This window comes from Silanimonas algicola (assembly GCF_054777375.1).
Genome location: NZ_BAAHAS010000001.1, coordinates 962,725 through 974,754, shown reverse-complemented (window position 1 = coordinate 974,754; position 12,030 = coordinate 962,725). Strand labels below are relative to the sequence as shown.

The window sequence follows — 12,030 nt, the reverse complement described above, 5'->3', positions numbered from 1 at the left end:
GTTCTTCGCGGAGCGGATCGTTCGGCCGGAGGCTTACTTGATCTTCGCTTCCTTGTAGGCGACGTGCTTGCGGATCGTCGGATCGTACTTCTTGATCTCGAACTTGCCGGTCATCGTCTTCTTGTTCTTGTCGGTGGTGTAGAAGTGGCCGGTACCGGCCGTCGACACCAGACGGATCTTGTCGCGCTTCGAAGCCATGGTGGTTCTCCCTTAGACCTTGACGCCGGAGGCGCGGAGCTCGGCGAGGACGGCGTCGATGCCGTTCTTGTCGATCGTGCGCAGGGCGTTCGCCGAAATCTTGAGCTTCACCCAGCGGTTCTCGCTGGCAACCCAGAAGCGGCGCTCGTGGATGTTCGCCGAAAAGGTACGGCGGGTCTTGTTGTTCGCGTGCGAAACGTTGTTGCCCGACATCACGCTCTTGCCGGTCAGCTGACACTTGCGGCCCATGTGGCCCTCCTGGGTGCTGCGTGGGTGCCGCCCATTGCCTGGGTGGCTTCGGCCCGCCCCGTGGCCTTGGTGGCCGTGCCCTGGTGGGCGCAGGCCCGCGTAGGCGGTGAGGCGGAGGATCCCCGGTCCGGCCAACGCCGGACGCAGGGAGCCGCGCACTATGCCAGCCCCGCGCCCTGTGGACAAGTCGATCCGGGGCCGCGTTCAGGCGGCGGGCCGGGCACCGTTGCCACCCCGGGTCCATCCCGCCGACACTCGGCGGGGTCGGCACAGGGGAGATCCGCATGATCGTGACGGTGGCGAACCACAAGGGCGGCGTGGGCAAGACCTCGCTGGCGGCGCACCTCGTTTTCCGGGCCGCGGAGCGCGGCAACAAGGTGCTGGCGGTCGATTTCGACGCCCAGGGCAACCTTACCGGCACCCTCGCCGACCGTGGCAAGGCCCTGAAGGCGGACGGCGCCGAACGCCTGTTTTCCGCCGACGGCGTGCCGGTGCCGATGCCCGGCGTCGACCCGAACATCGCCGTGCTGCCGGCCACCGCGGCCCTCAATGCCACCGATCGCGGCCAGCTCTCGCAGGCCTTCACCGCCATCGGCCACCTGAAGACGCTCAACAAGGAGTTCAGCGTCATCGTCATCGACACCGCGCCGGCGATCGGCCTGCGCCTCACGGCGGCCCTGGCCGCCTCGCAGCGCCTCGTCATCCCGCTGCAGCCGGAGAGCTATGCCGTCGATGGCGTGGCCTCCCTGCTGGCCGAGGCGGTGTCGATCGGCGAGCACATGAACCCGGGGCTCGCCCCGGCCGAGTTCGTCATCAACGCCATCAACCCGCGGGCCAAGCAGCACGCGCAGACGGCCGCGCGTCTCGCCCAGCAGTTCAAGGTGCGCACGCCCTACCTGCGCCGCGCCATCGCCGTGGCCGATGCGCTGGCCGCCAAGAAGCCGGTGTGGCGGAACCCGAGCAACAGCGCGGTGGCCAACGAGTGGGCCGTGCTCTGCGACGAGCTGCTCGACGAGTTCGGCGTCGTCGACTGGACCTGAGGGCCGCTCCCGCGCCCCGTTCCGGTGTTGATCCGACCCGGCTCCGCGGCGTGCGGCCCGCAGCCGATCAGGGCGCGCAGCCCTGCGCGCGCCGGTTGCCGTCGAGCATCTGCACGACGTCGGTGACGTTCCACTCGCCCGACAGCCCATTTCCGAAGCCCGCCTGCACCACGATGCGTTCGAGCACGCCGCTCGCCGAGTAGGTGCGGCGCAGCGTACCGGCGGAGCGTCGCGTCACGGCGGCATGCGTGCAGGACGGGCAGAAGCCCCGGAGCTGCTCGAGCGCGACGGCCTCGTCGCGCGCGCCGGCACCGCCACGTTCCGCGACGAGGAAGCGCGGCTGGCCGGCGCCGTCGTAGACGAATGCCGCATAGAACTCGTAAGCCGCCGGCGCCGTCATCAGCTGCACGCTGTAGCCGCTGCCGGCGCGCGCGGGGTCGAAGTAATGCTGGCTGGCGTTCACGGCCGCGCCGCCGCCGAGGGTCGGGCAGCCGCGCCCGAACGGGCGGAAGGCCTCGCTGCCCGCCACGCCGTCGAGGTTCCAGCTGAAGCTGAAGCCGTTCTCGGCGCCGGGCGTCAGTACCGCATTGCCGACCGGCCGCAGCTGGGCGGCGGCGCCGTCCCAGCGCGCGCGGTAGATGACGCCGTTCCACTGGCCATTGGCGCCGGGCGCATTGCCCTGCAGGTAGTACCAGAGGGGCTGGCCGTCGGCCTCGTAGGTGTACCAGAGCCCGGCCCACTCTCCTCCCGCGGGATGCACGAACAGGCCGTGCCCGGGGCGCGAGGGATTGAAGTAGCCGCCGGCGCGGATGGCGGGCGGCGTCGCCTCCACCGTGGCGCGCAGCGTGTAGCTCGCGGCCTGCGTGCCGTTGTTGGTCGGCGTGATGTACCAGCGACCCGCCGCCGGGGCGTTGACCACGAGGTTCGCGCTGCCGGCGTTCGTCGAGGCGCTGGCCTGTGCGAGGTTGCGCGCGGGCGCCGGGACGATCGAGGGCGGGGCGGCCGCGGGGGCCGGTGCGGCCACGCGTGCCGCGTGCACGCTGAGACCTTGCGCGCTGGTGCCGGTGACGCTCAGGCGCGATGCGTTCGCCGGCACGTCGATGAACCAGCGCTCTTCGCTGCGACCGGGCGGCAGCGCCGAGGACACCATGACGCCGGAGCTCAGCGCGAACCCCTCGGTGGCGACCGTGAACGGTCGGCTGGGTTCCTCGATGGGGAGGCCGTCGCGGAACAGCTGGGCCCGCAACTGGTGGCGTTCCATGCTGGCGCGATCCATGGATGCCGCGGGGAGCGGCGGGCCGACCAGGCTGTCGGCATTGGCAAGCGGGCCCGCCTTCAGCACGCCGCTGCCGCTGGCGGTCCAGCGCACTTCCACGCCGGCCGTGCCGCCAGGAATACGCGCAGGGTCCACCGTGGCCCGGACGCCGTTGCCGCCGTCGGTGCTGAGCGTCACGGGGCGCGGGCGCGGCCATCCCTCGCTGCTCGCGGCGATCTCGAGGCGCCAGCTTGCCGCGCCCGTGCTTGCACCGGCTCGCTCGACGCGGAAGCCCCGATAGCTCCGGTTGTTCGTGCCCATCGTCGTGCAGCTGCCCGCCTCGGCGGTGGCCAAGGGGCCCCAGAGCACGCCCTCGGGCGTGAGACCGGCCAGGCTCATGCGGTCGCCGGTGGCACACAGTCGGACCTGGGCGCGGTTCACCGCCAGGGGGTTGTCGAAGCGCACGGCATCGCGGTCGCTGGTCGAGGCCATTGCGCCCTCGACGGCCACCGGCTGCGTGCCGATCGGCGTGCCGTTGAAGCCGTTGTCGCTGAACTCGCCCACGTCGGCCTCGCGCACGAGGCGCTCGTCGACGATGCCGTCGCAGGTGTTGTCGCGGCCGTCGACGATCTCCGTGCCGCCCGGGCGCACGTCGGCGCGGCTGTCGTCGCAATCATCGAAGCGGCGGAAGCCGTCGTTGTCGCTGTCGAGGCAGCCGGGGAAGGGCGTGGCGTAGGCCGCGGCCGCCGCGAGGCCGGGCCCGACCGGGAAGCGGAAGTGCTGCGCCGCGCAGCGCGTGTCGGTCCGCGTGGCGTCGGCCAGGGTGCGCAGCAGGTAGTCGCTGCGCGCTTCCGCGGTGTCGGGGCGGGTTGCATCGGCGCGCACCGTGCGCAGCCATTGCCGGATCGTGGCCGGCGAGTCGACGTGGCGCGCCAGCGTGGCCATCAGCACGCCGGTGATCGTGTTGACGTTGTCCTGGCAGTCCTGCGGTCGGGGCGATTGCACCGCGCAGCGCGCGAACGTGTAGCGCGCCGGGTCGGACTGCCAGAGCGACCAGCGCCGGGTGGTCTGGTTGGCCTCCTCGCGCTCCCAGCGGCTGCGGCCGCCCTCGTCCATTCGTGCCAGCCGGCGCGCCGTCCAGACCTGCATGAAGGTGGTCCAGTCGTGCGCGGCATCGGGGCCGAAGTCCCAGTGCCGGATCGGATCGAAGTTGTGCGCGAGTTCATGGACGAAGACGTTGCCGAGGATGTCGTCGTCGAAGCTGTCCTCGCCCAGTACGGCATTGCTGTACTCGGAGCTGTCGCCGGGGACGAAGGCGAGGCCGTAGAAGTCGCTGCGGTCTTCCGGAAGGATCGCGGCGATCTGCTTGCCGAGCGGGTCGCGGCTGCGCGTCGGCTCCCAGCCCAGGAGCTCACGGTAGGTGGCGTGGATCAGGTCGAGCCGGTCGACCAGCGTGCGGATGCGCTCCGGCGTCGCCCGCGCCGCGCGGGGATGGTCGACGGGTACCAGCAGCACGACGTCGCGTCCGTCGTAGCGGTGGGCGTCGAAGGTCTTCACCGGCGACGAGAAGGTGGTGTAACGCACGACCTCGCCCCAGCAGGGATTGCAGCCCGCGTTGGTGATCGATGGGGTTGCCGACTTGGCCCTGCCCTCGTCCACCAGGACGTAGTCGCGCGTCGCCTCCAGCATCGGGGCAAGCGCGGCGCTGAAGTTGCGGTTGGCCGCCGTGGCGGGACCGGCGACGAGGGCGGCGACGGTGCACAGCGCCGCGAAACGGGGGGAGGAGCGGGTCATGGGGGGGGGGGGGACTCCGTGGGCGCCAGTCAGCGTAATGGGCAACCCGTCACAGGGTTGACGCTCGTTGACAATCCGTGACGGGCGCCACGGAAGCCGCGATCCGACGCCCTAGGGTGACGGGCCTCGCAGGCGCTCGAGCAGCCCGTCCAGCGTTTCGTTGCCGTGGAAGTGCAGCACCAGCTGGCCCTTCCCGCCGCGACCGGACTTGATCTCGACCTTCGTCCCCAGCAGTTCGCCGAGCTCGCGTTCCAGCTGGGCGACATCGGCGTCGCGCTTCGCCGCCGGCTTCTTGCCCGGCTTGGTCTCCGGCAGCTTGCCGGCCGCCAGTTCATGGGCGCGGCGCTCGACCTCGCGCACGCTCCAGCCTTCCTCGGCGGCCTGCTGCGCCAGCGCGACGGCGGCCTGCGGATTGAGCGTGAGCAGCGCACGGGCGTGGCCCATCTCCAGCTTGCGCGCATCGACCAGCGCGCGGATCGCTTCCGGCAGCTCGAGCAGGCGCAGCAGGTTCGACACGGCGGCGCGCGAGCGGCCCACGGCCTCGGCGGCCTGCTGGTGGGTCAGGGCGAATTCGTCGATCAGGCGGGCGAGGGCCTGGGCTTCCTCCAGCGGATTCAGGTCCTCGCGCTGGATGTTCTCGATCAACGCCATCGCGATGACGGCGCGGTCGTCGACCTTGCGCAGCACCACCGGCACCTCGGCGAGGCCGGCGCGCTCCGAGGCGCGCCAGCGGCGCTCGCCGGCGATGATCTCGTAGCGGTCCTTGCCGACCGCGCGCACGAGGATGGGCTGGATCACGCCCTGCGCCTTGATCGACTCGGCCAGCTCGTCGAGCGCCGAGGCTTCGAAATGCTGGCGCGGCTGGTACTTGCCGGCCTGCAGCTGGCCGATCGGCAGCGTCTTCAGCACATCGCCCGGCGCCGGTTCGTCGGCCTTGGCGCCCTTGTTGCCGGTGCCCAGCAGGGCGTCGAGGCCGCGGCCGAGGCCGCGTGCTTTCGTGCTCATCGCGCGGCCTCCTTGGCCAGCTTCTTCTCGTTGCGGACGATCTCGCCGGCGAGCCCGAGGTAGGCGATGCCGCCGCGCGAGGCCCGGTCGTAGCCGATGATGCTGCGGCCGTGCGACGGCGCTTCGGCGAGGCGCACGTTGCGCGGCACGATCGAGCGGAACACTTTGTCGCCGAAGTGTTCGGTGAGCTCGTTCGACACGGCGCTGGCGAGGTTGTTGCGCACGTCGTACATGGTGCGGACGATGCCGCTGATCTCGAGAGACGGATTCAGCTTCTGCTTCAGCGCGTTGACGGTGTTGACCAGCGCGGAGAGGCCTTCCAGCGCGAAGTACTCGCACTGCATCGGCACGATGACGCCATCGGCTGCGGCCAGCGCGTTGAGCGTCAGCAGCGACAGCGAGGGCGGGCAGTCGATCAGGATGTAGTCGTAGCGCTCGCGCACGGTGTCGAGCGCGTTCTTCAGGCGCTGTTCGCGCTGCGACTCGTCCATCAGGCGGATCTCGGCCGCCGTCAGGTCGATGTTGGTGGGCAGCAGGTCGTAGCCTTCCGGCGTGGTGACGATGGCCGCCTCGGCGCTGGCTTCGGCCAGAAGCACCTCGCACATCGAAGCCTCGAGCTCGCGTTTGTCGACGCCCGAGGCCATGGTGGCGTTGCCTTGCGGGTCGAGGTCGACCAGCAGCACGCGGCGCGGGGTGGTGGCGAGGGCGGCGGCCAGGTTGACGGCCGTCGTCGTCTTGCCGACGCCGCCTTTCTGGTTGGCGATTGCGAGGATGCGGGCCATGCGCGAGGCGAGTTCCGTGCAGCCGGCGTGGGCGCCGGCAAGGCCGTGGATGATGCCACAGCGCTCCGGAGCCCCGGCTCAGCCGCGGAGCAGGCCGGCCTCGCGCAGGCTGGCCATGGTGGCGTCGAGCAGCTCCGGCAGCGGGGTCTCGTGGTAGCCCAGCCGGGCGATGGCCTTCGACGAGTCCACCCTCAGGTCGTGGCAGGGGAAGACCGCGGCTTCCGGCGTGATGTCCGGCATCTTGCCCGTCACCCGCGACAGCGCGTCGCTGGCCCACGCCACCGATTTCAGCACCCAGGCCGGCGTGGCGCGGCTCGGCGCCTTGCGTCCGAGCCGCTGGCCGATCATGCCGATCAGCTCGACGAAGCTCGCGTGGGCACCGCCGAGCAGGAAGGCCTCGCCCTCGATGCCGTCCTCGAAGGCCCGTACCTGGGCCTGGGCGATCTCGCGGACATCCGCGAATGCGCCGGAGCCCGGCGGGGCGCCCGGCAGCTTGCCCTGGTCGACCAGCAGGATCAGGCGCGCCCAGTTGCGGGTGTCGCCGGGGCCCAGGATGTGCGAGGGCTGGAACACCACCCAAGGCACCCGCGATCCGCGCACGGCCTGCTCGGCCAGGAACTTGGTGCGCTCGTAGTTCACCCAGCTTTCGCCGCCGCGCTGGCGCACGTCCTCGCGCAGCACGCCGTGGACGAGATGCGAGTAGGCCGACACCGAGCTGGTGTGCAGGAAGCGCCGCACCCCGGCCGCTTCCGCCGCGCGCAGCAGCAGTTCGGCGCCGCGCACGTTGGTGCGGGTCTGGACCGGGTTGTGCGGACGCCACTGGGTGGTGTCGGCGGCGGTGTGGAAGACGGCTTCGCAGCCCTCGACCGCGGCCTGCAGCAGGGCCCATTCCGCCGGGCTGTCCTCGCCCAGCAAGGCGCGCACCGGCTCCCCGCCCAGCGCGCGGATGGCGGCATCACCCGACTCCGAGCGGGAGACGCCCCGCACCGAATGGCCGGCGGACACGAGCTCGCGCAGGAGGTGGCGTCCGACGAATCCGGTGGCGCCGGTGAGGAGGACTTCGGCCATGGGGCGGGCTCGCGCAGGGGGGGGGGCAGGCGAGGCTGGCCGATCCGCCGACCACGGAACGTGAGCCGGGTCGCGTCGTCGCCGCCAGTGACGCCGATTGACGAGGCGGTTCGGCGACAATGGGGGATGACCGTTTCGCCGACGCCCGCCTTCGACCCGTTCTCCCTCCGTGCCGCCCTCGAGCGCGGCCTCCAGGCCCTCGGGCTGGACCCCGCCGCCGCGGTGCAGCGTGCCGCCCCGGTGACCGGGGACGACGGGACGTTGGCCGGCGCCCTGCTGGCCTACCTGGCGCTGCTGGTGCGCTGGAACGCCACGTACAACCTCACCGCCATCCGCGATCCGCAGGAGATGCTGGTGAAGCACCTGCTGGATTCACTGGCCATGGCCCCGCAGGTCCGTGGTCTCGCCAACCTCGCCGATCTCGGTACCGGGCCGGGCCTTCCTGGCCTGCCGCTCGCGCTGGCCACGCCCGGCCTCGCCGTCGCACTGGTGGAAAGCAACGGCAAGAAAGCGCGCTTCCTTCGCGAGTGCGTGCGCCAGCTCGGCCTCTCGCCACGCGTGCGCGTGCTCGAGTCCCGCGCCGAGGCGGTGGCGGAACCCGGCGCCTTCGAGGCGATCACCGCCCGCGCGCTCGACCGCCTCGCCGGCATCCTCGCGGTCGGTGGCCACCTGCTGGCGCCGGCTGGCCGGCTGCTGGCGATGAAAGGCGTGCATCCCGCCGGGGAAATCGCCGAGCTGCCGGCCGGTTGGGTGGTGGGCCCGGTGCACCGGCTCGCCGTGCCGGGGCTGGAGGGCGAACGGCACCTCGTCGAGGTGCGGCGCGGCTGAGCGCGCGGCGGACGCGCGCGACGGCCTTCCCCTCCGGATCAGACCGGCGCGGGGGACGCCCCGAGATCGACCCAGTGCTGCAGGGGCGCCGGGCGTCCGAAGTGGTAGCCCTGGCCCTGGCGGATGCCCAGCGTCCACAGCGCCTTGCGCTGGTCCTCGGTCTCGATCCCTTCGCTGACGACCTCGAGTTCCAGCGAGGAGGCCATGGCCACGATCGCACGGATGATCGGCCGCGACCCGCCCCGCGACTCGCCGCTCCCATCCAGGTCGCTGGCGAAACTGCGGTCGATCTTGAGTCCGTGCAGCGGGAAGTGCTGTAGGTAGGAAAGTGCCGAATAGCCGGTGCCGAAATCGTCCAGCATGATCCGCACCCCGGCCCGGTGAAGGGTCTCGAGGGCCGCGCGCGCGAGATCCTTCCGGTCGATCAGCGCGCCTTCGGTCACCTCCACGCAGACGCGCGACGGGTGGGCGCGTTGTTCGCCCACGAGGGCGAGGAAACGCTCCGCGAAGTCCGGGGCCAGCAGGTGCCTCGGCGACAGGTTGACCGAGACGTAGGCATGGCCCGGCGTCAATCGCACGAGGTCGCGGATCGCGCTGGCGTACATGCGCCAGTCGATTTCCTCGATCATCCCGGTCTCCTCGGCCAGGCCGAGGAAAGCGCCCGGCGCGCGCAGGACGCCGTCCGGGCGATGCCATCGCAGCAGCGCTTCGTAGCCCAGCACCGCGCCGTTCGCAATGCTGACGATCGGCTGGTAGTGCGGCATGAACTCGTGCTGGACCATCGCGCGGCGCATCTCGCGCTCGAGCTCGAGCCGCTGCTGCGCGAGGTGCCTGAGGTCCTCGTCGAACAGCGCGTAGCGCTTCCGGCCGTCGGCCTTGGCCCGGTACATCGCGGCGTCGGCGTCGCGCAGGATCTCCTCGGCGGACGCGTAGTGGGGCTGCGCGACGGCGATGCCCACGCTCGCGGAACTGTGCAGCTCCCGGCCCTCGATGAGGAATGGCTGGTCGAGCACCTGCATGATTCGCTCGGCCACGTTGATCGCGTCGTCGACGCTGCGGATGCGCTCGAGCAGGACCGCGAATTCGTCGCCGCCAAGGCGCGCGAGCACGTCCGGATGGCGGACGCATTCGGCGATCCGCTTCGCCGCTTCGCGCAGCAGCGCGTCGCCGACGAGGTGGCCTTCGGAATCGTTGATGACCTTGAAGCGGTCCAGGTCGAGGAAGAGGACGGCGAACAGCCGCTCGGGCTGGGCCGCATGCTGTGCCATCGAGGCGACGAGGCGGTCGAGCAGGTACTGGCGGTTCGGGAGCCCGGTGAGGCTGTCGTGCAGCGCCTGGTGCTTGAGTTGGCGCTCCACCCCCTCGCGCGCGCTGATCTGCTGGCGCAGGGTCTCGTTCGCCAGCCCGAGCTCGCGCGTGCGCTCCGACACGCGGTGCTCGAGGTCGAGGTAGGCCTGGCGCAGGGCGGCCTCCGCGCGGCGGCGGCCGATGGCCGCGGCGATGTGGGTACCGACGAAGCTCAGCAGTTCGAGGTCGCGATGGGTGAAACGGACGTCGTTGCGGTAACTCTGCACCGCGATGACCCCCACGGGGGCGTCGTCCACCCGCATGGGCACGCCGAGCCAGCAGGTCGCGGACTGCAAGCCCGGGCGGGTCGCGCCCACGGCGTTCAGTTCGCGCATCACCGATTCGGTGGCCAGAAGGGGTTCGCCGCTGTGCAGCACGTACTCGGTCAATCCCTGGCCGGCCCGTCGTGGCGGCCGGGACGCCGTGCGCTCGTCGACCGAGTACGGGAACGAGGTCTCGTCCGTCGTTTCGTCCCAGAGTGCGATGTAGAAATTCCGGGCGTCGATCAGCTCGCCCACGATGTGGTGGACGTCGGCGTAGAAGCGCGCGTCGTCCTCCGACTCGTGGCGGCTCGCCAGGGCGGTGATCCGGTAAAGCGCCGTCTGCAGGCGTTCGGCGCGCTGGCGCTCGACGACTTCGGCCTGCAGCGCCTCGGTGCGCTGCTGCACGCGGCGCTCCAGTTCGATGGTGGATTGCCGGCGCGCCAGCGCGGCCGCGATGTGCGCCGCCACGTAGGTCAGCAGCTGTTCGTCCTCGGCGCTGTACGTGTGCTCCGGGCGGTAGCTCTGGACGACCACCGCGCCATGGGTGATGCCATCGCTGGTCATGGGCACTCCGAGCCAGTCATGGCTCTCGGGGCCCTGCGCCACGCCGGCCAGTCCGAGGCTGGCGGCCAGCTGCTCGGACGGACCGCGGAACGCCCGCTGGTGGCGGATGACCTCGAGGGTCAGGCTGCCGCGCAGTTCCGATTCGGGGATCTCGAGCTCGGGGTCGAGGCCATCGACGTCCTCGCTGTCGGCGAAGTAGGCGAAACGCAGCGTGTGGCGCACGGGATCGCGCAGCGCGATGAAGAAGTTCTCGGCGTACATCAGGGTGCCGACGATGCGGTGCATCGCCGCCATCACCTCGGCCGTCGGTTTCGACGAGCTGGCGACTTCGGAGATCGCGAACAGCGCCTCCTGGAAGCGCATCGCGTGGGTGCGGCGGTCGAGCTCCGCCTGCAGCCGGGCGATCTCCCGCTTGGCGTCCTCCAACGCCCGCCCGAGGGGCGGCACCGGGTCGTGTGCTGCGGTTCCCGGCGCGTTCCTGCGGGGGGAGGGGGGCGTCGTCATTCCGTCGAGTGTAAGCCCGGTCGCCGGGACGAAACGGGACGGGCGTCTTGCCCTGCGGCCTGCCCCGGGCGGCGTACCATGCCGTCCCGTCCCGTCCCGCCCTGCCGGTCCAGCCCCGATGAGTGCCCTTCGCCAACGCCCGCGCCGCCTCCGCCGCGATGATTTCTCCCGACGCCTGGTCCGCGAGAACCACCTCGCCGCCGACGATCTCGTCCTTCCGGTCTTCGTGCACGAGCTGCCGGGTCGCGAGGCCATCGGCTCGATGCCCGGGGTCGAGCGGGTGTCGATCGACGAATTGCTCAAGGTCGCCGGCGAGGCCGTCGCGCTGGGCATCCCGGCGCTGGCCCTGTTTCCCGTCACCCCGGCCGAGGCCAAGAGCCTCGATGCCGCCGAGGCCTGGAACCCGCAGGGCCTGGCCCAGCGCGCCGTTCGCGCGCTGAAGGCCGCCTACCCGCAGCTCGGCGTCATCACCGACGTGGCGCTCGACCCCTTCACCACGCACGGCCAAGACGGGCTCATCGACGAAACAGGCTATGTGGTCAACGACGCCACGGTCGAGGCGCTGGTGAAGCAGGCCCTGAGCCACGCCGAGGCGGGCGCCGACGTGGTCGCGCCCAGCGACATGATGGATGGGCGCATCGGCGCCATCCGCGATGCGCTCGAAGCCGCGGGCCACGTGCACACCCGCATCCTCGCCTACTCGGCGAAGTACGCCAGCAGCTTCTACGGGCCGTTCCGCGATGCGGTCGGCAGCGCCGGCAACCTCGGCAAGGGCAACAAACACACGTACCAGATGGACCCGGCGAACAGCGACGAGGCCATCCGCGAAGTCGGCCTCGACCTCGACGAGGGCGCCGACATGGTCATGGTGAAGCCGGGCCTGCCCTACCTCGACATCGTGCGGCGCGTCAAAGACGCCTTCGGTGCGCCGACCTTCGTCTACCAGGTGAGCGGCGAGTACGCGATGCTCAAGGCCGCCGCGCAGAACGGCTGGCTCGACGAGCGCGCCTGCGCGCTCGAAGCCCTGCTGTCGATCAAGCGGGCCGGCGCCGATGCCATCCTGACCTACTTCGCGCTGGACGCCGCGCGCTGGTTGCGCGCAGGCTGAGCGCGAGCACCCACCGCTTCGCCGA

10 protein-coding genes are annotated in these 12,030 nt (G+C 71.3%); 3 read left to right on the top strand and 7 right to left on the bottom strand.

Annotation, left to right across the window (positions count from 1 at the left end; genetic code table 11):
* Window positions 1–33: 33 nt before the first annotated feature.
* Window positions 34–198 (bottom strand): 50S ribosomal protein L33, encoded by a 165-nt coding sequence (gene rpmG, locus ACYVAK_RS04545; RefSeq protein WP_297865250.1) that lies wholly within the window; start codon window positions 196–198, stop codon window positions 34–36.
* A 12-nt stretch (window positions 199–210) separates the two neighbouring features.
* On the bottom strand, window positions 211–447 hold the full coding sequence (gene rpmB, locus ACYVAK_RS04540; RefSeq protein WP_297865251.1) for a 50S ribosomal protein L28: 237 nt from the start codon (window positions 445–447) through the stop codon (window positions 211–213).
* A 284-nt stretch (window positions 448–731) separates the two neighbouring features.
* Between rpmB and ACYVAK_RS04535 the strand changes: the two genes are divergently transcribed.
* Complete coding sequence (locus ACYVAK_RS04535; protein ID WP_461058395.1) at window positions 732–1,487, top strand: ParA family protein; 756 nt, start codon at window positions 732–734, stop codon at window positions 1,485–1,487.
* A 67-nt stretch (window positions 1,488–1,554) separates the two neighbouring features.
* Here ACYVAK_RS04535 and ACYVAK_RS04530 read toward each other — a convergent pair whose 3' ends face one another.
* From ACYVAK_RS04530 to ACYVAK_RS04515, 4 genes are all read right to left on the bottom strand, one after another.
* Window positions 1,555–4,536 (bottom strand): putative metal-binding motif-containing protein, encoded by a 2,982-nt coding sequence (locus tag ACYVAK_RS04530; protein ID WP_461058394.1) that lies wholly within the window; start codon window positions 4,534–4,536, stop codon window positions 1,555–1,557.
* 111 nt (window positions 4,537–4,647) lie between these two features.
* A complete protein-coding gene (locus ACYVAK_RS04525) occupies window positions 4,648–5,541 on the bottom strand; it encodes a ParB/RepB/Spo0J family partition protein (RefSeq protein ID WP_461058392.1) in 894 nt (297 codons plus the stop codon).
* Window positions 5,538–6,323 carry a ParA family protein gene (locus ACYVAK_RS04520; protein WP_461058390.1) on the bottom strand — a complete coding sequence of 262 codons (786 nt, stop codon included), beginning with the start codon at window positions 6,321–6,323 and terminating at the stop codon, window positions 5,538–5,540. Before ACYVAK_RS04520 ends, ACYVAK_RS04525 begins: the two co-directional genes overlap by 4 nt.
* Window positions 6,324–6,401: 78 nt before the next feature.
* Window positions 6,402–7,391 (bottom strand): NAD-dependent epimerase/dehydratase family protein, encoded by a 990-nt coding sequence (locus ACYVAK_RS04515; RefSeq protein WP_461058388.1) that lies wholly within the window; start codon window positions 7,389–7,391, stop codon window positions 6,402–6,404.
* A gap of 126 nt (window positions 7,392–7,517) precedes the next feature.
* Here ACYVAK_RS04515 and rsmG point away from each other — a divergent pair, with 126 nt between their 5' ends.
* Window positions 7,518–8,219, top strand: coding sequence for a 16S rRNA (guanine(527)-N(7))-methyltransferase RsmG (gene rsmG, locus ACYVAK_RS04510; protein ID WP_461058386.1), 702 nt, complete (start codon window positions 7,518–7,520; stop codon window positions 8,217–8,219).
* A gap of 38 nt (window positions 8,220–8,257) precedes the next feature.
* Here the strand turns inward: rsmG and ACYVAK_RS04505 are convergent, their stop codons facing one another.
* Window positions 8,258–10,897: a putative bifunctional diguanylate cyclase/phosphodiesterase gene (locus ACYVAK_RS04505; RefSeq protein WP_461058384.1), complete on the bottom strand. Its 2,640-nt coding sequence runs from the start codon at window positions 10,895–10,897 to the stop codon at window positions 8,258–8,260.
* A 118-nt stretch (window positions 10,898–11,015) separates the two neighbouring features.
* Between ACYVAK_RS04505 and hemB the strand changes: the two genes are divergently transcribed.
* Window positions 11,016–12,005 (top strand): porphobilinogen synthase, encoded by a 990-nt coding sequence (hemB, locus tag ACYVAK_RS04500; protein ID WP_461058382.1) that lies wholly within the window; start codon window positions 11,016–11,018, stop codon window positions 12,003–12,005.
* The last annotated feature ends 25 nt before the right edge of the window (window positions 12,006–12,030 follow it).